Below are 22,624 nucleotides of genomic sequence, written 5' to 3' on the forward strand. Positions count from 1 at the left end.
TGCCCCGGCGGTCGGGCATCAGAAGAGACTGGAGCCGTCCGGCCGGGACGTCCTGCGCTTGCCGAACCTTCATAGCATGCTCAGGTGCGGCCGGCCGGGCTCAGTTCAGGACCGGCGGAATGAGGTCGAGCACCTGCCCGGCGTCCCCGCTCAGCACCGACAGCAGCGTCGTGCCCGGCTGGCCGAAGAAGACGTTGAGGTGCGGGTCGACCGAGGGGACCCACGGGTAGACGCTCGGGTACATCGACGGCGAGAGCAGCCCGGCCTCGACCCCGATGTCCACCGCGGCGCCGTAGGGGCCCTGCACGGAGCCCAGCGCCAGGTCGGGAATGACGGTGAACGGGTTGGGCACCGAGAACAGCCCCGCCGGGGTGGGGATGTTCGCGTAGTCGCCGCCGGCCCCGTAGTCGGCGTAACCCATCTCCACGAGCACCCGCAGATCGGGCTGGAACAGGTCGGCGATCGGCGGCCCGGCATAGGGGATGTCGCGGATCGGCTGCAGCAGCGGCAGATTCTGCGTCATGACCATGTAGTACTGGGTGTAGCCGGGCGACGTCGGCAACGGGACGGCGTGGGCGACCTGGTCGGGCGTCATCATCGGGCAGGTGTCGTGCACGTAGAAGTAGCCCATGAACGCGTTGGCGATGGCTGCCAGGTACTGCGGGCCGGGCAACGCGGTACCGGTGTGGCCCAGGATCAGCGCCTCCGTGGTCCCGCCGGCGGCCGGCGTCGACAGGGCGGCCAGCGCGGCGGCGGGCCCGGCGCTCACGGTCGGCGCCGGTCCGCCGATCCCGCCCGGCAGCAGCGCCGCGCCGGCCGCCTCGGCCTGGGCGTAGGTGCTCGCCGCGGCCGCCGGCGCGCGGGTGAACTCGTCGTGGAAGGCCGAAGCCCGCGCGACCACGGCGTGGTAGTCCCGGCCGAACGCGGCGAAGAACCGGGCGGCGCCCGCCGACACCTCGTCCTGCGCTGCTGCCGCCAAACCCGTTGTGGGAACGGCGGCTTGGGCGATCGCCGCGCTGATCGCCGAACCGATGCCGGCGACGTCGGCGGCCGTCGACGCCAAAACCCCGGGGCGGTGAACACCTGCGACATCTCCCCCCGTCCTTGCCGAGGCGACTAGGTGTGCACCGAGGGTAGGGTCGGGTCGCCGCAAAAACGGCCGTTTGCACAGAGTTCGCGGCGGCTAATCGCGCGCCGCCTTCAGGTGCTCGTCGAGGAACGCGATCTGGTCGGCGACGACGCGCTCGAACGCGGCGCCGACGTAGATGTCGAAATGGCCCTCGGGGTAGGACTTGATCTCACCGCGCGGGGCCCTGGCCGCATAGCGCAGCGTGGGACCCGCGGGCGCCACCGAGTCGAACTCGCAGACGCAGAACAGGATCGGGCAGGCGATCTTCGCCGCGGAGCGCCCCGGCCGGTAGGTCATGACCTGCAACGCGATCCGGGCGGCCACCGCGTTGGTCAGCCGCGCGCCGTCGGGCACCAGTCGCAGGTACCCGTCGTAGGCGTCGGGCGTGTTCAGCAGCGCAGCCTCGCCGGGGCGGCCCGCCGTGGCGACCATGACCGGTGGCCTGCCCAGCCGGCTCGCCACGACGTCGCGCACCGCGAGCGCGAAGATGCGCGCGGTGGCCAGCGGGTTGGCGATCGTGCGCGCCGAGGCCAGGCCGTCGGTGAAGGGGCACTGCGCCACGGCGGCGGCGATGCCCGGCAGGCGGGCCGCCGAGGCGATCACGTGCCCGCCGCCGAACGAGGTGCCCCACAACGCAATCCGATCATGGTCGATGCCGTCGAGGGTGCGGGCGTAGGCGACGGCCGCCGCCCAGTCCGCAAGCTGCATGTCGACGTCGAGCACCTGGCGGGGCCGCCCCTCGCTGTCGCCGAAGTTGCGGTAGTCGAACACCAGGCAGGCGTAGCCGGCCGCGCTGAACCGTTCGGCGTAGGCGTCCAGCCGCATGGTGCGCACCGCCCCCAGGCCGTGTGCCATCACCAGCAGCGGCGCGGGGCCGCCGGTGGCGGGCCGGTAGAGCCACGCGCTGATCCGGTCGCCGCCGGAATCGAACCAGACGTCCTCGCGTTGCGTCATCGCGGTCTCCCTTCTGCGCGCCGGCGCCGGCACCGGCCGTGGTAGGCCATTCAAAAATAATGGACTAGTGTCTAGAAACGCTTTCCAACGTTCACCTCAGGACGGAGGCCGCTCATGGCGATCCGCGTCGCCCACGTCGGGACCGGGAATGTCGGCCGGCTGGCCCTGGCCGAACTGATCACCAACCCGCAGTTCGAGTTGACCGGGCTGTGCGTCTCGTCGCCGGAGAAGGTGGGCAAGGACGCCGGCGCGCTGTGCGGGGTCGCGCTGGACGACGAGGTCGTCACCGGCGTCACGGCCGTCTCCGACCTGGACGCCGTGCTGGCCACCGGGCCCGAGTGTGTCGTCTACTGCGCGATGGGCGACACCCGGTTGCCGGACGCGATGGCCGACGTCATGCGCATCCTGGCCGCCGGGGTCAACGTCGTCGGGTCGTCGCCGGGGCTGCTGCAGTACCCGTGGGGCGTGATGCCCGACAAGTACATTGCGCGCGTCGAAGACGCTGCCCGGCAAGGCAATTCGAGCATCTTCATCAGCGGGGTCGACCCGGGGTTCGCCAACGACCTGATTCCGCTGGCCCTGGCCGGGACCTGCCGGCGCATCGAGCAGGTGCGCTGCATGGAGATCCACGACTACGCCAGCTACGACGGCGCGGAAGTGATGCACTACATGGGCTTCGGCCGCCCGCTCGACGAGATCCCGATGCTGCTGCAACCGGGCGTGCTCAGCATCGCCTGGGGCACCGCGATCCGGCAGCTGGCGGCCGGGCTGGGCATCGAGGTCGACGAGATCGCCGAGTCCTACCAGCGCGAGCCCGCACCCGAGGACTTCGACATCGCGGTCGGCCACGTCGCCAAGGGCACGCTGGCCGTGCTGCAGTTCGAGATCCGCGGCATGGTCGAGGGCCACCCCGCCATCGTCATCGAGCACATCACCCGGTTGCGGCCCGACCTGCGGCCCGACCTGCCCCGGCCCGCCTCCGGCGACGGCTCCTACCGCGTCGAGATCACCGGCGAGCCGTCCTACGCCGTGGACATCGTGCCGAGCAGCCGCAAGGGCGACCACAACCACGCCGCGATCGCCGGCGCGGCCGGCCGGGTCGTCAACGCCATCCCGGCGGTGATCGCGGCGCCGCCGGGCATCCGGACCACGCTCGACCTGCCGTTCATCACAGGAAAAGGCCTCTATGCGCTCACCGGGCTGGTGGCCACCTAAACCGAAGGGAGCCCAGCAGTGGGACGGGTTGACGGAAAAGTAGCGCTCATCAGCGGTGGCGCCCGCGGGATGGGCGCCGAACACGCGCGCCTGCTCGCGGCCGAGGGCGCCAAGGTGGTGATCGGCGACATCCTCGACGAGGAGGGCAAGGCGCTGGCCGAGACGATCGGCGACGCGGCCCGCTACGTCCACCTCGACGTCACCCAGCCCGACCAGTGGGACGCCGCGGTCGCGACCGCCACCGGCGAGTTCGGCAAGCTCAACGTGCTGGTCAACAACGCCGGCATCGTCGCGCTGGGGCAGCTGAAGAACTTCGACCTGGGCAAGTGGCAGAAGGTGATCGACGTCAACCTGACCGGCACCTTCCTGGGCATGCGGGCGGCCGTCGAGCCGATGACCGCGGCCGGGGGCGGCTCGATCATCAACGTGTCCTCGATCGAGGGCCTGCGCGGGGCTCCGGCGGTGCACCCGTACGTCGCGTCGAAGTGGGCGGTGCGTGGCCTGGCCAAGTCGGCGGCTCTGGAGCTGGCGCCGCTGAACATCCGGGTGAACTCCGTGCATCCCGGCTTCATCCGCACTCCGATGACCGCGAACCTGCCCGAGGACCTGGTGACCATCCCGCTGGGCCGCCCCGGCGAGGTGCGAGAGGTATCCACGTTCGTGCTGTTCCTGGCCAGCGACGAGTCGTCCTACGCGACGGGCAGCGAGTTCGTCATGGACGGCGGCCTGGTGACCGACGTGCCGCACAAGGAGTTCTGAGCGCGGCGGTGCTATAACCGCGAGCATGCTGCGCGCGCTGGAGACCGTGGTCGGAGCGAGCCACGTCGTCACCGATCCCGACGTCCTGGCCGGCCGCGCCGTCGACCACACCGGCCGCTACCGGGGGCGGGCCGGCGCGCTGGTGCGGCCGGGCTCGGCGGAGGAGGTCGCCGCGGTGCTGCGGGTGTGCCGCGACGCCGGGGCCCACGTCACCGTGCAGGGCGGCCGCACCTCCCTGGTGGCCGGCACCGTGCCCGAGCACGACGACGTGCTGCTGTCCACCGAGCGGCTGAGTGCCCTCGGCGATGTCGACACCGTCGAGCGCCGCGTCGAGGCCGGCGCCGGGGCCACGCTGGCCGCCGTCCAGCACGCCGCCGCCGCGGCGGGCCTGCTGTTCGGGGTGGACCTGGCCGCCCGGGACACGGCCACCGTCGGCGGCATGGCCTCGACCAACGCCGGCGGCCTGCGCACGGTGCGCTACGGCAACATGGGCGAGCAGGTGCTCGGCCTGCAGGTCGCGCTGCCCGACGGTTCGCTGCTGCGCCGGCACAGCCTGGTGCGCAGCGACAACACCGGCTACGACCTGCCGGCGCTGTTCGTCGGCGCCGAGGGCACCCTCGGCGTCATCACCTCGCTGGACCTGCGGCTGCATCCCGCCCCGTCGCACCGGGTGACCGCCGTCTGCGCGTTCGCCGACCTGGACGCGCTCGTCGAGGCGGGCCGCACGTTCCGCGACGTCGACGGGATCGCGGCGCTGGAGCTGATCGACGGCCGGGCGGGCGCGCTGGTCCGCGAGCACCTCGGGGTGGCGGCGCCGGTGGACGGCGACTGGATGCTGCTGGTGGAGCTGGCCGCCGACCACGACCAGACCGACCGGCTGGCCGACCTGCTCGACGGTGCGCAACTGTGCGGGGAGCCCGCGGTCGGGGTGGATGCCGTTGCGCAGCAACGGTTGTGGCAGGTCCGCGAATCGCTCGCCGACGTGCTCGGCGTGTACGGGCCGCCGCTGAAGTTCGACGTGTCCCTGCCGCTGTCGGCGATCGCCGGGTTCGCCCGCGACGCGACCGCGCTGCTGGGTGCGCTCGCGCCCGACGCGCTGCCGCTGCTGTTCGGCCACGTCGGCGAGGGCAACCTGCACCTCAACGTGCTGCGCTGCCCGGTCGAGCGGGAGCAGGCGGTGTACGGCCCGATGATGGACCTGATCGCCGCGTGCGGCGGCAACGTCAGCTCCGAGCACGGCGTCGGCAGCCGCAAGCGCCCCTACCTGGGCATGTCGCGCGAACCCGCCGACATCGCCGCGATGCGCGCGGTCAAGGCCGCGCTGGACCCGACCGGCTACCTCAACGCCGCGGTGCTCTTCGACTGACCGATCTCGGTCCGCGAGCGTGCGCAGTTGTACGCCCAACACGGCGTGTCAGCGTGCAAACACGCACGCTCGAGGGGGACCGGGGGGCCGGGGGTCAGCCTTGCGGCTTGATGCCGACGGCGTGGCGCAACTGCGCCAGGAACTGGTCGGCGTCGTCGCTGCGCACGATGTAGTGCGAGATGGCGATGCGGATCACGGTCGCCGCCTTCACCGCGGCGTTGGGCCCGGGCAGGTGTCGCTGCAGGCCCTCGCGCATCTCCGGGATCGCGGTGGCGAACTGGGCGATGGTGTGCTCGGGTTCGACGTCGACCATGCGCACCCCCGAGTACGAATGCTGGTACTCGACGATGAAGCGCAGCACCGCGTCGAGCTTGTCGACGCCCTTGAGCCCGGCGGTGGCCCGCACCAGGCCGCTCTCGAAGGTCTGGCGCTCGTAGCGCGAAAACGCCGACAGCAGTTCCTCTTTGGAGGCGAACCAGCGGTACAGCGTCGGACGTGACACCCCGGCCTGGGCGGCGACCTCGGACAGGCTGAGCTTGGTCTTGCCGTTACGGCCCAGCACCTCGGCGGTGGCTGCCAGGATCCGCTGGCGCGTCGAGGTGTCGGTGTCCGTGACCGACGCCGGCTGGCTCATATCTCAAACTCTACGAAGTTGCGCCGGGACGGCGGCGCACCAGCACGCATTGCTGGATGGCGCCGACCGCGCCCCGCTCGTCGAACAGCGTCCCGATCGTCGTCCCGACGCCGTCGGGGCCGTAGCTGGTCTCGGCGCGGATGCCGATCCACTCGCCCTCGGGGATGCGGAACACGTGCACGGCCAGATCGGTGTTCAGGAACGTCCACTTGCGGATGTTCAGCTTGCTGCCGATGCCGTTGGCGCAGTCGGCCACCGCGAACAGCCGCTCCAGCGGCGACATGGTCTCGCCCTGGACGAGGTCCACTTCCGGGCGGATCCAGGATTCGCCCGGGCCCCCGCTCATCGGTTCGGTCAGCCACAGCCAGTCCAGGCTGTGTACGTAGTTGCGGTCCCAGTCCTTGGCCTTGAGGTTGCGGTCGCGGGCCTCGGACCGCGGGCGCGGCGGGGGAGCCGCGGCGTGCGCCACGGCCGTCGTGTCCTGCCGCTGGAACCGCCACCCGGTGGCGCGCGCGACCGGGCGGGGTTCGCCGTCGGGGCCCGGCGCCAGCATCTCGGCGCCGACGAGCTCGATCTGCTTGCCGCCGCGCCGCAGTTGCGCGCCGACCCACAGGTCACCGTCGGCCGGCACCCCGCCCAGCAGGTCGATCACAACCCGGCTCAGCCGGGTGTCGTCGCGGTGTTCGCACCGCTCCATGGCCCGGACCAGCAGCGCCGAGACCGGCCCGCCGTGCTGGATGGCCGCCGACCAGGTGCCGCGCGTCAGGTCGGTGGCCCGGAACCTCTCGCCGTGGGCGTCCGCGTCGTCCATCAGCTCGTAGTAGGAGTCGGTCATGTGCGCCTCTCGGATGTCACGGCAGGCCGGCGCCGGGCGTCTCGACCGTCACGGCGTCCAGGCGGGACAGCCGGGTACCCCGCAGTCGCTCAGGGTAGGCGTCGGTGCTGGACAGCAGGAACAGCGTGCGGCGCCGGGGCCCGCCCAGCGCGCAGGCGATCGCGACGCGGTCGCCCATGTCGATGCGGTCGGTCACCTCGCCGCCCTCGATGACGCGCTCGAACTGGTGGGCCAGCGTCATCGCCGTCCACACCCCGCCCTCGGCGTCCAGCGCGATGCCGTCGGGCGGGCCGTCGAGGCCGTCGGCGAAGACGCGGCGGCCGGTCAGGGAGCCGTCGTCGCCGATGCCGAACGCGGTCAGCCGCCGGCCCGTCGACTCGGCGACGACGAGCTCCCGGCCCGGCGTGATCACCATGCCGTTGGGGAAGTCGAGGTCTCCGGCGACGACGGTCGCGGTGTCGTCGGGGTCGAGCCGGATGATGACGCCGCCGTGGGGCGCCTGGGATCCGATGTAGGCGCGCCCGTCGGCGTCGACGACCATGTCACCGAGGTTGGCCGGTGCCAGGGCGGCGAGGTCGGCGACGGGTGTCACGGTGTCGCCGTCGTAGCGCAGCACCTGCCGGTCCTCGGCCGAGACGATCAGCAGCGACCCGTCCGGGCGGAAGCCCAGCCCCGAGGGGCAGCGGCCGGGCAGGGGCAGCGTGGTCACCGAACCGGCCATCGTTGCGGTGTGCACGGCCTCGCCCAGCATGTCGGAGAACCACAGCAGGCCCTCGAACCAGCGCGGGCCTTCGCCGAAGCAGAACCCGTTGGCCAGGGGCTCCGGGATCATCGGCTCGCGTCTTTACAAACCACCGAGAAAGTGTCATGCACCGCGGGTGCCGGTGTCAATGTGGGCGAGTCCGCGCGCCACCGCTCCCGCGCGGTCGTTAGCCAAGCTTTACAAATCTTACGCAAAGTGTCACGCTGAGCCGTGAGCTGGCAGCGCGAGAGATGGAGCGGACTTGAGTAAGGTCTCCGAGGAATCCGGGCAGGCCGAGTGGACGGTGCAGGGCCTGCTGGACCTGTTCGACGTGCGGGCCGACGGGCAGGACCGATTCTTCGGTGACACCGGGATCGCCGGCGGCGACGAACGGCAGGTCGTGGAGGGCACGCAGGTGCTTGCCCAGGCGATCGTCGCGGTGGCCAAACGATTCCCGGACAAGTCGGTGCGCTCGGCGCACGCGGTGTTCTCCCGCGCCGTCACCGTCGGCCCGCCGGTCGAATTCGTCATCGACGTCGTGTCCGAGGGCCGATCCACCGCCACCGCGGTCGTCGCCGTGCACCAGAACGGCCGGCGCTGCCTGAGCATCACGGTGCTGGCCGACGTGCCCACCGCCGACGTCATCCGCCACCACCTGCCGCGGCCGGACGTGGCCGCCCCGGCCGATTCGCATGTGTCCGAGATGCCGATGGTCGGGCGGGAGCTGCGGCTGGTCGACGTCGTCGACGTCAACAGCCCCGACGAGGTCGGTCCGCCCGAACTGTATGCGTGGCTGCGCTACGACCCCATCCCCACCCGCGACGACCTGGCCAAGGCGCTGGTCGCGTACTTCACCGGGCACCTGGGCATTTCGACCACCATGCGCGCGCACCCGGGCATCGGCACCAGCCAGGCGCACCTGACGGTGTCCACCGCCCCGATGAGCATCTCGGTCGCCTTCCACGAGCCGGTGCGCTGGGACGGCTGGCTGCTCTACACCCACGAGAGCACCCAGGTGGGCGCGGGAATGTCGTACGTGCGCGGCACCGTGCACACGCAAGAGGGCGAGCTGCTGGCCTCGTTCGCCCAGGAGGCCCTGATCCGGCCGCTGCGCACCAGCGACACCTCGATCGACTCGCGCTCCCGGTTCTGACGGGCGGACCGATGCGCTTCGCCTTCACCCACCCGATGCACACCCATCCCTACAACCCGGAACTGGCGACGGGGGAGGGCATCGCGACCGTGGCGGCGGCCGCCGAGGCGGCCGGGTTCCACGGGTTCGGCTTCACCGACCACCCCGCCCCGTCGCAGCGTTGGCTGGAGGCGGGCGGCCATGATGCGCTGGATCCTTTTGTCGCACTGGGTTTCGCGGCGGCCAGGACGACGACGCTGCGGTTGATCCCCAACATCGTGGTGTTGCCGTACCGAAACCCGTTCGTGGTGGCCAAGTCCGGCGCGACGCTGGATCTGCTTTCCAACGGCCGGTTCACTTTGGCGGTCGGCGTGGGCTACCTCAAGCGGGAGTTCGCGGCCCTCGGCGTGGACTACGACGAGCGTGCCGAGCTGTTCGAGGAGGCGTTGCAGGTGATCCGCGCCGCATGGACCACCGACGACTTGTCGTTCGAGGGAAAGCATTTCACTGCGCGGGGCATCACCGCGCACCCTCGCCCGGTCAGCCGGCCGCACCCGCCGATCTGGATCGGCGGCAACACCGCGTCCGCCCGCCGGCGCGTCGCGCAATACGGCGACGGCTGGTGCCCGTTCGCCGCGCCCGGGATGCTGGCGCAGACGGCAGGCACCGCTCCGCTCGACTCCCAGGAGCGCCTCGCCGCGGGAATCGAGGACCTGCGCCGGCGCTGCGACAAGGCGGACCGGGACTTCTCGGCGTTGGAAATCACCTTCACCAACTTCGAGGGTGGCAGCCCCGGAAGCGACGAATTCGACTCCCGCGCATACCTTTCCGGACTGCACAAGCTGGCCGCACTCGGGGTGACCTGGGTGCAGGTCGGTCTGCCGGGCGACAGCCTGGCGCACCTGCTGGAAAGCATCGAGCGCTTCGGGAAACTCGTCATCGAAGCGCGCTGATGGACTTCTCCCGGGTCGAGCTGTCGGCCGACGACCAGGTGTTCCTCGACGAGTTGCGTGCCTTCATCGCCAAGCACGTCACCGACGCGGTGCTTCATCGACAGCTGGAGTTCGGCGAGAACTTCGACGAGCGAGTCCACCTGGCGCTGGGCAAAGCCGGCTACCTGGCCGCGGACTGGCGGCTCGAGTCCGAGGGCGGGTTCAGCCCGGTCCGCCGCCGGATCTTTCAGCTGGAGATCGCCCGGGCCCACACACCGTGGTACCACTGGGGCACGACGTCCGTCGTCGCGCGGCTGGTGCAGCAATTCGGCGCGCCGGAGCTCATCGACAAGGTGTTGCCGGGAGTGCTCTCCGGCGAGATCCGGCTGTGCCTGGGCTACACCGAGCCCGAGGGCGGCTCCGACGTCGCCGCCTGCAAGACGCGGGCGGTGCGCGACGGTGCCGGCTGGGTCATCAACGGCGCCAAGATGTTCACTTCCAACGCGCAGAACGCCCGCTACGTCTTCCTGCTGACCAACACCGACCCGCAGGGCCCCAAGCACAAGAACCTGACCATGTTCCTGGTGCCATTGGACTCGGCGGGCATCGAGATCCAGCCCCTGCGGACCGTCGACGGCGACCGCACCAACATCGTCTACTACAGCGACGTACGCGTCGACGACCTCTGCCGCATCGGCGAGGTCAACGCCGGCTGGACCGTGATGCGCGCGGCGCTGGACTCCGAGCACGGCATCGTCGACCGGGAAGACCACGGCCTGCAGTACGTCGCGGCGATGTCGGCGCACGGCGACATCATGGCCGAGGTGGTCGACACCGTGGCGGGGCTGGTGGCGCGGTGCGACGACGATTCGGTGAGATACCGGCTGGGGCGCGACATCGCGCGCATGGAGGCCGCGCTGTCCACGCCCGGGATGTTCGGCCGCGTCGCGATCGCGCAGACGATGCGCGACATCGCCCCGGACCTGATGGACATGCTGGGGCCGGCGTCGGCGTTGCCCACCGAGGCAACGGGCGCCGCGAGTGACGGTACGGCCGAACACCTTTTCCGGCTGTCACTGCCGCTGGGCATCTACGGCGGCACCCTCGAGGTGTTCCGCAACATGATCGCCCAGCACGCGCTGGGACTCGGGCGTCCCCGCTACTCGTGACGCCCGCGAGAGTGCTACTGCCGACGGCGGCACTTGGGATATGCGTCGCCGGTTGCACTTTCGCGGCTAGGCTAGGTGGCCGGCAGCTCGGCCAGCAGCCCGACGCGCGTCTCGTCGAAGCTGAGGAAGCCCTTGATGGGCAGGCTTTCCGGGGGCGGGTCCGGGTAGCTCCAGGCGATGTCGTCGACGACCCGCCCGCCCACGACGGCGGTCCAGTAGGTCGCAAAGCCTTTGTAGTTGCAGTAGCTCGACGTCTGCGAGCGCCGCAGCGCAGCGGTGTCGACCAGGGTGGGATCGACGTAGAGCCGTGGCGCGAGCGCCGTCTCGAACACGATCACCGTGTCGTCGGTGTCCACCAGCACGGCGCCGTCGACCGCGACGCGCAGGCGGCGTCTCGTCGGGCGGCAGTCCACCCGGTGGTACGGGTTCGGCGGGTAGTGCACGAGTTCGCGGCCCTCCTCGAGCCAGGTGTCGACCGCGTCCCACGGGACGTGGACGAAGCCCGGCGCCGCCGGCTCGGGCTCGGTCGGTAGCGCGGCCACCTCATCGACCGGGAAGACGTAGCTGAGCGGGTGGCCCCGGCGGTGCACCAGCAGCGCCCGTTCGGTGTCGAGCACCGGGCGGCCGGCGCGCAAGGCCTGCACCCGCCGCGGGTGCGGCTCGACGTAGACCACCTCACCGGGCAGTGGGGGCCAAAACCGCCCGGCCGGGTCGCTGCTGAGCGGGCCACGTCCGGCGACCAGGGTCATAGCGCTCCTTGGGGGAATGAGAGTTTCGGCGGATATCCCTTATTAAAACCACAATCCGGGGCCTCGGTCGCGGGTCCTGGCGAAGCCGGGCCGTGCCGCCCGTAGTGGCCACTCATGCCATACCGGCGGTCGGACGGGCCAGTAGCAAACCGCGCAGTGTCGCACGGGCGCCGTTGTGACAACGGTAAGGAAACGCGCAGATCACAAACCTTGACCTCATCGTGTTGTAAACGTGACGTAAGGCGATCACTGTTACCAAAGTGAAATGGGTTGGCGCTGATGCACTTTCCAAGACCGCTGAGGAGCGACGCATGACCGCACTGATGATGTATCCGCCCTGGGTCGAGCAGCTGGTGCGCCGCGCCTCCGGGGTCCGCCCGGCCGCATCCGCGGCGCTGCGGCCGCTCGCGGTGACGGCGGGCGTCGTCGCTGCCGGGGCGATGTCGCTGGCGCCCGCGCACGCCGACCCGCCCTCCGACCCCATCACCAGCGTGCTAGGCGGCGCCGGCACGGGCGGCGGTTCCCTCAACGACACCCTCGCCGGGTTCGGGCAGTCGCTGTGCCCGATGTTGGTGCAGCCCGGGGCGCAACTGGCGACGATCGCGTCGCAGCTGTCGGGCAAGCCGGGCCTGCCGCCGGAAATGGTCGGGGCCGTCGCCAGCATGGCGATACAGGCGGAATGCCCGGGTGTCATGACGTCACTGGCCAACGGGCAGATGCCCTCCGCGCTACAGGGTTTGGGCGGCAATTCGGGTATGCCGCTGCCGTTCCAGATCCCGGGGGCCGGCGGGGCGCCCGGAGGCCCGCTGCAGCTGCCGGGGCTGAGCCCCGCGGCGCCGAACCCGCTGCAGGTTCCGGGGCTGAGCCCCGCGGCGCCGAGCCCGCTGCAGGCGCCGGGGCTGAACCCCGTGGCGCCAAACCCCGTGGCGCCGAACCCCGTGGCGCCGAACCCCGTGGCACCGAGCCCGGCGGCGCCGGGCGTAATCCCGGTGGCCGCGAACGCGCCCCAGGTACCGGTCTCCTGAGACGGCGCGGCGGGCCCTCGATACGTGTCGCCGGGGACCCGCCACCGGCACCCACCGGCACCGCGGAGTAGGAACTTACCCATGGCGGGACCGGTGGAGGGCATCAAAGTCGTCGAGCTCGGGGTCTGGGTGGCCGGCCCGGCCGCCGGGGCCATCCTGGCCGACTGGGGCGCCGACGTCGTCAAGATCGAGCCGCCGGCCGGCGACCCGGGCCGCATGTTCGGCCGGATGCTGGGCTGCGACCTCGGGGTCAACCCGCCGTTCGAGATGGACAACCGCTCCAAGCGCAGCATCGTGCTGGACCTGACCACCGGGGCGGGCCGCGACACCGCCTTCGAGTTGCTCGGCGGCGCCGACGTTTTCGTGACCAACGTGCGCCCCGCTGCGCTGCAGCGGCTGGGCCTGGACTACGAGTCGGTGTCGGCCCGCAACCCCCGGCTGGTCTACGGCCTGATCACCGGCTACGGCGAGACCGGGCCCGACGCCGACCGCGCCGCCTACGACGTGGCCGCGTTCTGGTCCCGCGCCGGCCTGGCGCACCTGCTCACCCGGCCCGGCGACACGCCGCCGTTCCAGCGGGGCGGCATGGGCGACCACTCGGCCGGCATGACCCTGACCGCGGCCATCTGCGCGGCCCTGATCGCCCGCGAACGCACCGGGACCGGCCAACTGGTGAGCACGTCCCTGTACCGGCAGGGCGCCTACACCGTGAGCTTCGACCTGAACACCTACCTGTTGACCGGCCAGCAGATCGCCATCGGGCAGCGCGAATCGATGGGCAACCCGTGCATGAACAACTACACGGCCGCCGACGGGCGCCGGTTCTGGATCGTCGGCCTCGAGGCCGACCGGCATTGGCCCGCGCTGTGCCGCGCCGTGGGCCGCCCGGAGTGGTTGACCGACCCGCGATTCGAGGACGCCCGCGCCCGCGCCCACAACGCGGTGCCGCTGATCGCCGCGCTCGACGAGATCTTCGCGACCCGCCCGCTCGACGAATGGGCCCAGGCCTTCGCCGCCGAACCGGACTTCTTCTGGTCACCGGTCAACACGCTCGAGGACGTCGTCGCCGACGAGCAGTTCCACGCCGCCGGCGGCATCGTCGATGTGCCCGACGGCGCGGCCGGCGTGGCGATGGTGGCCACGCCGGCGGACTTCCACGGCACGCCGTGGGCACCGCGTTCTGGCGCACCGGAACTGGGCCAGCACACCGACGAGATCCTCGCCGAACTCGAGGCGCGCCGCGGGTCGTGACCGGCCCGGCGGACCTTTACAAATTTGCGCCAAAGTGTCACGCTGTCGGGTGAGTCGCGTCCCAACGCAAGCGCCGACACGTCAACCCCTCCCGGCGTGCGGCGGTGAGGAATGGATTGATGGTCACTTCAATGTTCGACGTCCGCGCGAGCGGCCGGGTCACCCCCGCGCGGACCACGGCCTCGCTGCGCTACCGGCTCGACGTCGTCGCGGCCGGCGCCGCCGACGTCGTCCAATCGGCCGGGGGCTGGCTCTACGACCGCGTGATGGCCGGATGGGAGGTGACCGTGCGGCTGCCGCACAGCTGCGACGCCCGCGCACTGCGGATCCTCGGCGCCCGGGTGTCGGATTGCCGGTCCGGGTGGTACGAGACCGAGATCGCCGATCAGGGCCTGGCCGTCAGCGCCGCGGCGTTCCGCGCCGACCCGCTCGTGCGGGACCGGGTGCTGGCGTCCCTGGACGGCGGGCTGACCGAGGTCGCGCTGTGGGGTGACGGGTGGCCGCTGAACGTGGACCGGGCGATGAGCCGGGCCCAGCACGTGCTCAGCGCGGCGGCCCGGGCGTTCAAGGGCCATGCCCTGCTGGCCGCCGGAATCCCTTGTGAGGCGGTCGGTCCCACCGAGCCCCTGCTGGTTCGGCCGGAGCGATGAAGAAGTACCACGGCCACACGCTGCTCTACCTGCACGAGACCATCGCCCTGGGCTCCGGGCGCGGCGACGGTTTCACCGAGGTCTTCACGGACACCTACCAGCCGCTGATGCAGGAGCTGGGGGCCCGGCTGTTCGCGCTCTGGGAAACCACCCCCTACAACGGCCACTGGCCGCAGGTGACGATCATCTGGGAGATCGATGGGTTCGCCGACTACTCCCGGATCGGGGCCGCCCAGGCGCGCGGCGGCAGCCACGAGGCCGCGGCGACCGAGTGGTCGGCGTTCCTGGCCGGCACCGGGGCCTCGGGCGAGGGCCGGATCATGTACCCGGGCCCCAGCAACAAGACGCTGGCCCAGCTCCGCGACGCCGGATTCACCGCGCCGCTGGTGATTCAGGAGATCATGCAGACCAAACCGGGACGGCAGGACGACTACATCCGCGAGCTGGAACGGCTCTACGTGCCGTGGTCGGAGCGCACCGGCAAGCGCTGGCTGGGCTCGTTCACCACCACCTTCCGCTACAACGAGGTGATCCACTACTGGGCGCTGGACGGAGGCTGGGAGTGCTTCGCCAACCACTACCCCTCCTGGAAGGAGAGCCCACCGGCCGAGATCGTCACCTGGATGAGCCTGGCGCCGGCGCTGCGCGACGGCTGGGAGGACTCGATCCTGCAGGCCCTACCGCCCTCGCCGCTGCAGTGATGCGACGACCCGCTTTCGCCTACGACCCCTTCGACGCCGCGGTGATGGCAAACCCGTTGCCGTACTACAGGATCCTGCGCGACGAGCACCCGGTGTACTACATGCCACGGTGGGACACCTACGCCCTGTCCCGCTTCGAGGACATCTGGCGGGTGCTGGAGGTCAACGACGGGACCTTCGTCGCCTCGGAGGGCACGCTGCCCGCGGCGTCGGTGCTGGCCGAACACAACACCGGGCCGGTCGCGGATCCGCCGCTGCACCCGTTGCCGTTTCACGCGGTGTTCGACGCCGGCCTGTACGGCGAGATCCGCCGCGCGCACTCACAGCCGTTGCGCCCCAGGCCCGTCGCCGGGCTGGCGGACCGGATCCGCGCGCTGGCCGACGAACGGCTCGACCTGCTGCTGCCGCAGGGCTCGTTCGACCTGACCCAGGACTACGGCGGCATCGTCGCGGCGTCAATGGTATGCGACTTGCTGGGCATCCCAACCGATCTCGCGCCGCAGGTGCTGGCCGCGGTCAACGCCGGCAGCCTTACCGAGCCCGGCGTCGGGGTGGACACCGCCGAGGCGCGGCCCAACTACCTGGAGTTCCTGGTGCCGGTTGTCGCGGCCCGCCGGGCCGGGCGCTCGACGGGCGCGCTGCCCGTCGTCGACGGCCTGCTCGGCTACCGGCTGCCGGACGCCAGCGCCCTGTCCGACGTCGAGGTCGCGACCCAGATGCTGTGCATCTTCATCGGCGGGACCGAAACGGTGCCCAAGATCGTCGCCCACGGACTGTGGGAGCTGCGCCGGCGGCCCGACCAACTGGCCGCCGTGCGCGCCGATCCGGCCACCAACGTCCCCCTCGTGCGCGAGGAGATGATCCGGTTCTGCGCGCCCGCCCAGTGGTTCGCGCGCACGGTGCGCAAGCCCTTCGGCCTGCACGGCCGGACGCTCGAGCCGGGCCAGCGCGTCATCACGCTGCTGGCCTCGGCCGCCCGCGACGAACGGGAGTACCCCGACCCCGACGAGTTCGTCTGGAACCGGCCCGTCCAGCGTTCCCTGGCCTTCGGCCGCGGACAGCACTTCTGCGTCGGCTACCACCTGGCCAGGCTGGAAATCGACGTGCTGCTGACCGAATGGCTGCGCCGGGTGCCCGACTACGCCATCCGCGACGAGGACGCCACCCGGCTGCCGTCCAGCTTCCAATGGGGATGGAACAAGATCCCGGTGGAGGTCTGACGTGTGGTCCTACCGGATCGTGGCCCCCTACGCCTTCGAGCGGATGTCGATCCCCGGCAAGACACCCGAAGACCTGGCGGACGGCCAAGTGCTGCTGCGGTTTCTGGCCGCCGGTGTCTGCGGCAGCGACCTGCCGGCGTTCCGCGGGGTGCGGGGCCGGGTGCCCGGCGACGACGGGCCGGGCGCGGCGGAGAAGGACGGCTTCCCGATCCACGAGGTGGCCGGCGAGGTGATCGCCAGCCGCCACCGCGACCACCGGGCCGGTGACCGCGTGGTGGGCTGGGCCTCCGGGTTCGACGGCATGATGGAGCGCGTGATCAGCGACGGCGACGGGCTGGCGCCCTACGACCCTTCTCTCACCCCCGCGCAGGCCGTCGGGCTGCAACCGCTGGCCTGCGTGCTCTACGCCTGCGAACAACTGCCGGACCTGGCCGGCCGCCACGTCGCGGTCATCGGCCAGGGCTCGATCGGACTGCTGTTCTCCTACGTCGCCAAGGCCGCCGGGGCGCGGCGCGTCACCGGCGTCGACCCGGTCGACCGGCGCCGCGTCGCAACGGAATTCGGGGTCGACGACGCGGTGCGCGCCACCAGCGACCGATGGGCCGGCCGGCTGGCCGCCGGTGATCGCGCCGACGTGGTCATCGAGGCCGTCGGACACCAGGTGGCCACCCTGAACCACGCCATCGCCGCCGCGGCGATGGGCGGCACGGTGTTCTATTTCGGCGTCGCCGACGACGACGCCTACCCGATCAGCATGCGCACCATGCTGCGCAACAACCTGACGCTGAAATCCGGTGTCACACTGGACCGGCGGCGGATGCTGGAACTGGCCGGCAAGTTCGCCGCCGACCACCCCGGGCTGCTCGGGGCGTATCTCACCCACACCTTCGGCGTCGACGACGTCCAGGCCGCGTTCGACCTGGCCTGCCGTCCCGACCCGGCGCGCGTCAAGATCGCGATCGCGGAATGAGCATGCCGGACAGCAACCTGCAACGGGCGCTGCGCCGCGGCGGCCCGGTCTGGGGCGGCTGGCTCACCGGCCCGACGTGGCTCGGTCCGGTCGAATTCGCCCGCGCCGGCTACGATTACGTGGGATTCGACGCGCAACACGGTTACCTCGACGACGCCGACATCGCCGGCGCGCTGCGCGACGTCGAACAGGTGCCGATCGGCACGGTGGTGCGGCTGCCCGACGCCGGCGCCGCGCCGATCGGCCGCGTGCTGGACGCCGGCGCCGACGCCGTCGTCATCGCAATGATCGAGTCGGCCGAGCAGGCCGCGGCGGCGGTGGCCGCCACCCGCTATCCGCCGGCCGGAGTGCGCAGCTTCGGCCCGCTGCGCGCCGGCCTGGGCCTCGACCCCAGGGCCCACGAGTCGCGGGCGAGCGTGTTCGCGATGATCGAGACCGCCGCGGCGCTGTCCGACCTCGACCGGATCTGCGCCGTCGACGGCCTCACCGGAATCTACGTCGGCCCGGCCGATCTGGCGATCTCCCTGGGCGCCGACCCGGTCGGGGCCACCCGGCATCCGGAGGTGCTCGACGCGATCGTGCGCACGCACCGCGCCGCCACGGACGCCGGCCTGGTCACCGGGATCCACGCCGGGGACGGCAAGGCCGGGCGGGCCATGGCAGAGCTGGGATTCCAGATGATCACGCTGACCGCCGAATCGCAGGCCCTGCGCAGGGGTGCGGCGGAGTATCTCCGGGAGGCCCGGGAGGTCGAGGGAAGGTGAGCGACGACACGAACCACCCGGTGGCCCTGGTGACCGGCGCCGCCGGCGGGCAGGGCTGGGCCATCACCAAACGCCTGCGCGCCGAGGGGTTCTCGGTGGCCGCCTGTGACCGGCGCATCGGCGAACTCGGCACGGCAGTCGAGGAACTCGGCGACGACGCGGTGCTCGCGCTCGAACTCGACGTCACCTCGCCGGCGCAGTGGCGGGCCGCCGTCGACCGCGTCGTCGAGCGCTTCGGCGCGCTGAGCACCCTGGTCAACAACGCCGGCGTGCTGCACCGGGCCTCGCTCGAGGAGGAAACCCCCGAGGGGTTCGAAAACTCCTGGCGCGTCAACTGTCTGGGGGCATTCCTGGGGATCCGGGCCGCCCTGCCGCGGCTGCGCGAGGCGCCACAACCGTCCGTCGTCAACATCTGCAGCACGGGCGCGATCCGCCCGTTCCCGCAACACACCGCCTACGGTTCGGCCAAGTGGGCGCTGCGCGGGCTGACCCAGACCGCCGCTGCCGAGCTGGGCCCGGCCGGCGTCCGGGTCAACGCCGTGTTCCCCGGGCCGATCTCGACACCGATGCTCGACGCGGCCACCCAGACCCGGCTGGCCGCGACGGCGATGTTCGGCCGGCTCGGCCGCCCCACCGAGATCGCCGACGCCGTCGCTTTTCTGGTCTCCGACGCGGCGGCGTTCATCACCGGCTCCGAGCTCGTCGTCGACGGCGGGCAATGCCTGCAGATCCGATGAGCCAGGGCTGTCGGTGGGCATCGTCGGCGCCGGCGCGTAGCTTCTGGGGGATGACCCGCAGATTCGAACCCGCCGACTTCAGCTGGTCGGCCCATGAGTGAGCTCGACGGCATCGAACGGCTCGACCCCGCGCTGCGCGCCGTCGCCACCACGCGTACCGATTTCTCCGCCGCCGCAATCGAACTCATCCGTGAGCCGTTCAACCAGCGGCGGCTCCTGGCGGCCGAGCTGACCGACGCGCGGGACGTCGACGTCGTCGACGACGAGGTGCCGGCGGAAACCGGGCCGGTGCCGGTGCGGATCTACCGCGGCGGCCCGGCGCCTGCACCGGCGGTCGTCTACTGCCACGCCGGCGGGTTCGCGCTGGGGAACCTGGACACCGACCACCGCCAGTGCCTGGAGCTCACCCGCCGCGCCAGCTGCACGGTGGTGTCGGTGGACTACCGGCTGGCCCCCGAGCACCCCTATCCGGCCGCGCTCGACGACGCGACCGCGGTGCTGCGCTGGGTGGCCCGCGACGCGTTCGAACTCGGCGTCGACCCGGCGCGGCTGGCGGTCGCCGGCAGCAGCGCCGGGGCCACCCTGGCCGCCTGCCTGGCGCACGGCGCGGCCGACGGGTCGCTGCCGGCGGTCGAGTTCCAGCTGCTGCACCAGCCCGTGCTGGACGACCGGCCGACGGCCTCCAAAGCCGAGTTCATCACCAGCCCGGCCTTCGACGGCGAGGCCGCCGAACTGATGTGGCGCCACTACCTGGGCCCGGCCGCCGGACCGGCGGCCGCCGTGCCCGCCCGGCGGGCCGAATTCAGCGGTCTGGCTCCGGCATTGATCACGTGCGCCGAGATCGACCCGTTCCGCGACGAGGCCGTCGACTACGCGCTGGCGCTGCTGCGCGCCGGGGTCTCGGCCGAGCTGCACGTGTTCCCGCGCACCTGCCACGGCTTCGACTCGCTGCTGCCCGACTGGGTGGTGTCCGAGCTGCTGTTCGCCCTGCAGGGCCACTCGTTGTCCACCGCGCTGCACGGCGCCCCCGGCCCCGGCCGCCCGACACCCGCCTAGGACCTAAGCCTCTACCCCGGCCGCGCGGCCGGCGCCACAATCGGCGGTCATGAAGATCACCGGCGTGGACGTGGTGCCGTTCGAGACGTTCGTCGACTGAATCGCGTTCGGCCAGTTGCTCACCGACCGCCGCGTGGTGCAGACCGTGACCACGGTGCGCACCGACGACGGCGCGCAGGGCCACTACTTCGGCGGCCACTTCCACGGCGACCAGGACGGCCTGCTCGCCGGGGACCGGGCGCTGATCACCCAGTTCCTGGGACCCCTGCTGGCGGGGCAGGATCCGCTCGACCGGGCCGAGATCTGGCGGCAACTCTGGGCGGCGAAGCTTCCCGAAAATGTCTGCAGCGTGATCGATCTGGCCCTGTGGGACCTGGCCGGCCGGGTGACCGGGCTGCCCGTGCGCAAGCTGCTGGGCGGCGCCCGCGCGCGGGTCAAGGCCTACGCCAGCAGCCGGGTCGTGCGGGCCGCGGTCGGCGACGAGATGGTGCTGATGTTGGACCCGAGCACCGGGTCGACTCCTACGTGCGGCTGGCCCGCGACCTCGAAATCCCGCTCTGCTCAACGGAGATCGCCGAGGGCGGGATCTACACACGGGCGGAATGGATCGGCCGGCGCGCGTCCGACATCAGCCGCATCGACGTCCTGCGCGGAGGCATCACCGGGGTGATGAAGGTGGCCGGGATGTGTGAGGCCTTCGGCATCCGCTGCGAGATCCACATGAGCGGCTTCGGCAACCTGCAGGTGCTGGGCGCCACCAGCGAGGACGTGTGCGAATACTACGAGCGCGGCCTGCTCGGCCCGGGGGTGCGCTACGACACCACGCCCCCTACCTGAAGGCGCCCTGCGACCCGCTCGGCCCCGACGGATACGTCGACGTGCCCTCGGCCCCGGCTACCAGATCGTGTGGGACTACATCGACGCCCACCGACTCGGCGAGTCGCAGGCCGAACCGGTCGCGCCCCTGCACCCGAGGTAGGCGTGCTGGAATACACCCATGGCTATTCCGTCCGCACCGGATGCTCTCACCAGCGACGACTTCCCGGTGTTGTGGCCGGTCGGCACCCGGTGGGCCGACAACGACATGTTCGGCCACCTCAACAACGCGGTCTACTACCAGCTTTTCGACACCGCGATCAACGCCTGGATCAACACCACCACCGGCCTCGACCCGCTCACCACGCCCGCGCTGGGCATCGTCGCCGAGTCGGGCTGCCGCTACCTGTCCGAGCTGGCCTTCCCGGACAGCCTCGTGGTGGGCGTGGCGGTGACGCGGCTCGGCAACAGCAGCGCCACGTACCGGCTGGGCGTGTTCCGGAGGGGAGAGGGGCAGCCGATCACCGCGCTGGGCCACTGGGTGCACGTCTACGTCGACCGGGACACCCGCAAACCGGTGCCGATCCCCGACCCGATCCGCGCGCTGCTCTCGACGGCCCGTGTGGGCCAATAGATATGCTTCGCCCATGCCAGTTCTGAGCAAGACCGTCGAAGTCAGCGCCGCCGCCGCGGCGATCATGGGCATCGTCGGCGATTTCGAGCGGTATCCGGAGTGGAACGAGGGGATCCGGGGCCTGTGGGTGCTCGCCCGCTACGACGACGGGCGCCCCAGCCAGCTGCGTCTCGACACCGAGGTGCAGGGCATGGAGAGCACCTTCATCCAGGCCGTCTACTACCCGGGGGACAACCAGATCCAGACCGTGCTGCAGCAGGGTGACCTGTTCTCCAAGCAGGAGCAGCTGTTCAGCGTGGTGGAGACCGGGGCGTCGAGCCTGCTGACGGTGGACATGGACGTCGAGACCTCGATGCCGATCCCCGCGCCCATGGTCAAGCAGCTGCTCAACCAGGTCCTCGACCACCTCGCCGACAACCTCAAGCAGCGCGCCGAACAACTCGCCGGGTGAGCGGCCACGGCGAACGCCGGGTCAGTCGAAGATCCCGGCGCGCTCCAGCATCTCGGTCAGCCGCTGCGCCGCGTCGGTGAACTGCCAGACCGTGTGCTCGGTGACGGCGGCGGCGTCGCGGCGGCGCAGCGCGGCGATCAGCCGGCGGTGGTTGTCCACCGCGGCCGCGCCCCAGTCCGGGTCGCCCGCGTACACCAGCACCGGCATGTAGCGCGCGGCGTTCAACAGGAACCAGGCCAGCTTGATCCGGCCGCCGGCCTGGTTGAAGACCCGGTGAAACGCGAACTCGATGTCGGCGATGGTCTCGGCGTCGGCGGATCCCACGGCCGTCGACAGGGCGTCGTTGGTGCGCTCGAGCTCATCGATCTGGGCGTCGGTGATGTGGGCGGTGGCCGCCGCCGCCAGTTGCTTGGCGATCGTCTCCTGCAGCCAGAAGATGTCCTGGATGTCCTGGCGGGTCAGCGGCAGGACGACATGGCCGCGGTGCGGCTCCAGCTGCACCATGCCCTCGCCGCGCAGCTTGAGCAGCGCCTCCCGCACCGGGGTGACGCTGACCCCGAGCTCGGCCGCGGTCTCGTCGAGGCGGATGAACGTACCCGGGCGCAGCTTCCCCGACATGATCGCCGCCCGCAGATGGCCCGCCACCTCGTCGGACAGCTGCGCCCGGCGCAGCGGCCGCCGTCTCCTCGGCCGGGCCGATATCGGTGCGTTCACGGGGGCTGCCAGGGCTTTC

Annotated in this window: 25 protein-coding genes and 1 pseudogene; 19 read left to right on the forward strand and 7 right to left on the reverse strand. The window is 71.5% G+C overall.

Translation table 11 applies throughout. The features are described 5' to 3' along the window. Nucleotides 1-100 precede the first annotated feature (100 nt). Both ACJ512_RS01470 and ACJ512_RS01475 read right to left on the reverse strand, forming a co-directional pair. Complete coding sequence (locus tag ACJ512_RS01470) at nt 101-1,063, reverse strand: PE-PPE domain-containing protein (RefSeq protein ID WP_407684908.1); 963 nt, start codon at nt 1,061-1,063, stop codon at nt 101-103. Nucleotides 1,064-1,183: 120 nt separating this feature from the next. Next, the gene (locus tag ACJ512_RS01475; RefSeq protein WP_407684907.1) at nt 1,184-2,083 is read right to left on the reverse strand and encodes an alpha/beta hydrolase; all 900 of its coding nucleotides are present in this window, start codon (nt 2,081-2,083) and stop codon (nt 1,184-1,186) included. A 114-nt stretch (nt 2,084-2,197) separates the two neighbouring features. On the opposite strand from ACJ512_RS01475, the gene ACJ512_RS01480 reads away from it, so the two are divergent. Genes ACJ512_RS01480 through ACJ512_RS01490 form a run of 3 tightly spaced genes read left to right on the forward strand, consistent with a single transcriptional unit; the run spans nt 2,198 to nt 5,423 of the window. After that, nucleotides 2,198-3,298 (forward strand): NAD(P)H-dependent amine dehydrogenase family protein, encoded by a 1,101-nt coding sequence (locus ACJ512_RS01480; protein WP_407684906.1) that lies wholly within the window; start codon nt 2,198-2,200, stop codon nt 3,296-3,298. A gap of 18 nt (nt 3,299-3,316) precedes the next feature. Next, nucleotides 3,317-4,057, forward strand: a complete 741-nt coding sequence (locus ACJ512_RS01485) for a glucose 1-dehydrogenase (protein ID WP_407684905.1) — start codon at nt 3,317-3,319, stop codon at nt 4,055-4,057. Between the two features lie 25 nt (nt 4,058-4,082). After that, nucleotides 4,083-5,423, forward strand: a complete 1,341-nt coding sequence (locus ACJ512_RS01490; RefSeq protein WP_407684904.1) for an FAD-binding oxidoreductase — start codon at nt 4,083-4,085, stop codon at nt 5,421-5,423. A gap of 94 nt (nt 5,424-5,517) precedes the next feature. On the opposite strand, the gene ACJ512_RS01495 is transcribed toward ACJ512_RS01490, so the two are convergent. The 3 genes from ACJ512_RS01495 to ACJ512_RS01505 are packed head-to-tail and all read right to left on the reverse strand — an operon-like array spanning nt 5,518 to nt 7,724. After that, entirely contained in the window at nt 5,518-6,057 is a 540-nt protein-coding gene (locus tag ACJ512_RS01495) for a TetR/AcrR family transcriptional regulator (protein ID WP_407684903.1), read from the reverse strand. A gap of 10 nt (nt 6,058-6,067) precedes the next feature. Next, nucleotides 6,068-6,892 (reverse strand): thioesterase family protein, encoded by an 825-nt coding sequence (locus ACJ512_RS01500; RefSeq protein WP_407684902.1) that lies wholly within the window; start codon nt 6,890-6,892, stop codon nt 6,068-6,070. A gap of 16 nt (nt 6,893-6,908) precedes the next feature. Further along, nucleotides 6,909-7,724 carry an SMP-30/gluconolactonase/LRE family protein gene (locus ACJ512_RS01505; protein WP_407684901.1) on the reverse strand — a complete coding sequence of 272 codons (816 nt, stop codon included), beginning with the start codon at nt 7,722-7,724 and terminating at the stop codon, nt 6,909-6,911. 172 nt (nt 7,725-7,896) lie between these two features. On the opposite strand from ACJ512_RS01505, the gene ACJ512_RS01510 reads away from it, so the two are divergent. Genes ACJ512_RS01510 through ACJ512_RS01520 form a run of 3 tightly spaced genes read left to right on the forward strand, consistent with a single transcriptional unit; the run spans nt 7,897 to nt 10,867 of the window. After that, complete coding sequence (locus tag ACJ512_RS01510) at nt 7,897-8,787, forward strand: acyl-CoA thioesterase (protein ID WP_407684900.1); 891 nt, start codon at nt 7,897-7,899, stop codon at nt 8,785-8,787. A gap of 11 nt (nt 8,788-8,798) precedes the next feature. Beyond that, nucleotides 8,799-9,719, forward strand: coding sequence for an LLM class F420-dependent oxidoreductase (locus ACJ512_RS01515; RefSeq protein WP_407684899.1), 921 nt, complete (start codon nt 8,799-8,801; stop codon nt 9,717-9,719). Beyond that, nucleotides 9,719-10,867, forward strand: coding sequence for an acyl-CoA dehydrogenase family protein (locus tag ACJ512_RS01520; protein ID WP_407684898.1), 1,149 nt, complete (start codon nt 9,719-9,721; stop codon nt 10,865-10,867). Before ACJ512_RS01515 ends, ACJ512_RS01520 begins: the two co-directional genes overlap by 1 nt. 71 nt (nt 10,868-10,938) lie before the next feature. Here ACJ512_RS01520 and ACJ512_RS01525 read toward each other — a convergent pair whose 3' ends face one another. Beyond that, entirely contained in the window at nt 10,939-11,616 is a 678-nt protein-coding gene (locus tag ACJ512_RS01525) for a DUF427 domain-containing protein (protein WP_407684897.1), read from the reverse strand. A 311-nt stretch (nt 11,617-11,927) separates the two neighbouring features. Between ACJ512_RS01525 and ACJ512_RS01530 the strand changes: the two genes are divergently transcribed. The 13 genes and pseudogenes from ACJ512_RS01530 (at nt 11,928) to ACJ512_RS01590 (ending at nt 21,891) form a co-directional block, all read left to right on the forward strand. Beyond that, entirely contained in the window at nt 11,928-12,641 is a 714-nt protein-coding gene (locus ACJ512_RS01530; protein ID WP_407684896.1) for a hypothetical protein, read from the forward strand. 81 nt (nt 12,642-12,722) lie between these two features. After that, nucleotides 12,723-13,892 carry a CaiB/BaiF CoA transferase family protein gene (locus tag ACJ512_RS01535; protein WP_407684895.1) on the forward strand — a complete coding sequence of 390 codons (1,170 nt, stop codon included), beginning with the start codon at nt 12,723-12,725 and terminating at the stop codon, nt 13,890-13,892. A gap of 119 nt (nt 13,893-14,011) precedes the next feature. After that, nucleotides 14,012-14,542, forward strand: a complete 531-nt coding sequence (locus ACJ512_RS01540; RefSeq protein WP_407684894.1) for a hypothetical protein — start codon at nt 14,012-14,014, stop codon at nt 14,540-14,542. After that, complete coding sequence (locus ACJ512_RS01545; RefSeq protein WP_407684893.1) at nt 14,539-15,243, forward strand: NIPSNAP family protein; 705 nt, start codon at nt 14,539-14,541, stop codon at nt 15,241-15,243. Before ACJ512_RS01540 ends, ACJ512_RS01545 begins: the two co-directional genes overlap by 4 nt. Beyond that, a complete protein-coding gene (locus tag ACJ512_RS01550; RefSeq protein WP_407684892.1) occupies nt 15,243-16,463 on the forward strand; it encodes a cytochrome P450 in 1,221 nt (406 codons plus the stop codon). The genes ACJ512_RS01545 and ACJ512_RS01550 overlap by 1 nt, the downstream gene beginning before the upstream one ends. A gap of 1 nt (nt 16,464) precedes the next feature. Further along, nucleotides 16,465-17,433 (forward strand): zinc-binding dehydrogenase, encoded by a 969-nt coding sequence (locus ACJ512_RS01555; protein ID WP_407684891.1) that lies wholly within the window; start codon nt 16,465-16,467, stop codon nt 17,431-17,433. After that, nucleotides 17,430-18,197, forward strand: coding sequence for an HpcH/HpaI aldolase family protein (locus ACJ512_RS01560; RefSeq protein ID WP_407684890.1), 768 nt, complete (start codon nt 17,430-17,432; stop codon nt 18,195-18,197). The genes ACJ512_RS01555 and ACJ512_RS01560 overlap by 4 nt, the downstream gene beginning before the upstream one ends. Before the next feature lie 29 nt (nt 18,198-18,226). Further along, nucleotides 18,227-18,934 (forward strand): SDR family NAD(P)-dependent oxidoreductase, encoded by a 708-nt coding sequence (locus ACJ512_RS01565; RefSeq protein ID WP_407684998.1) that lies wholly within the window; start codon nt 18,227-18,229, stop codon nt 18,932-18,934. Nucleotides 18,935-19,027: 93 nt separating this feature from the next. After that, nucleotides 19,028-19,990 carry an alpha/beta hydrolase gene (locus ACJ512_RS01570; RefSeq protein ID WP_407684889.1) on the forward strand — a complete coding sequence of 321 codons (963 nt, stop codon included), beginning with the start codon at nt 19,028-19,030 and terminating at the stop codon, nt 19,988-19,990. 154 nt (nt 19,991-20,144) lie between these two features. Beyond that, nucleotides 20,145-20,348 (forward strand): annotated as a pseudogene (locus tag ACJ512_RS01575) (hypothetical protein); the annotation flags it as partial. A gap of 167 nt (nt 20,349-20,515) precedes the next feature. Further along, the gene (locus ACJ512_RS01580) at nt 20,516-20,827 is read left to right on the forward strand and encodes an enolase C-terminal domain-like protein (protein WP_461479940.1); all 312 of its coding nucleotides are present in this window, start codon (nt 20,516-20,518) and stop codon (nt 20,825-20,827) included. A 160-nt stretch (nt 20,828-20,987) separates the two neighbouring features. Further along, on the forward strand, nt 20,988-21,440 hold the full coding sequence (locus tag ACJ512_RS01585) for an acyl-CoA thioesterase (RefSeq protein WP_407684888.1): 453 nt from the start codon (nt 20,988-20,990) through the stop codon (nt 21,438-21,440). A 13-nt stretch (nt 21,441-21,453) separates the two neighbouring features. Further along, on the forward strand, nt 21,454-21,891 hold the full coding sequence (locus ACJ512_RS01590; RefSeq protein WP_407684887.1) for an SRPBCC family protein: 438 nt from the start codon (nt 21,454-21,456) through the stop codon (nt 21,889-21,891). Nucleotides 21,892-21,912: 21 nt separating this feature from the next. On the opposite strand, the gene ACJ512_RS01595 is transcribed toward ACJ512_RS01590, so the two are convergent. Continuing rightward, entirely contained in the window at nt 21,913-22,605 is a 693-nt protein-coding gene (locus tag ACJ512_RS01595) for a GntR family transcriptional regulator (protein WP_407684886.1), read from the reverse strand. Nucleotides 22,606-22,624: the final 19 nt, after the last annotated feature.

It is taken from the genome of Mycobacterium cajalii (assembly GCF_045809005.2).
In the GTDB taxonomy this organism is placed as follows: Bacteria; Actinomycetota; Actinomycetes; order Mycobacteriales; family Mycobacteriaceae; genus Mycobacterium.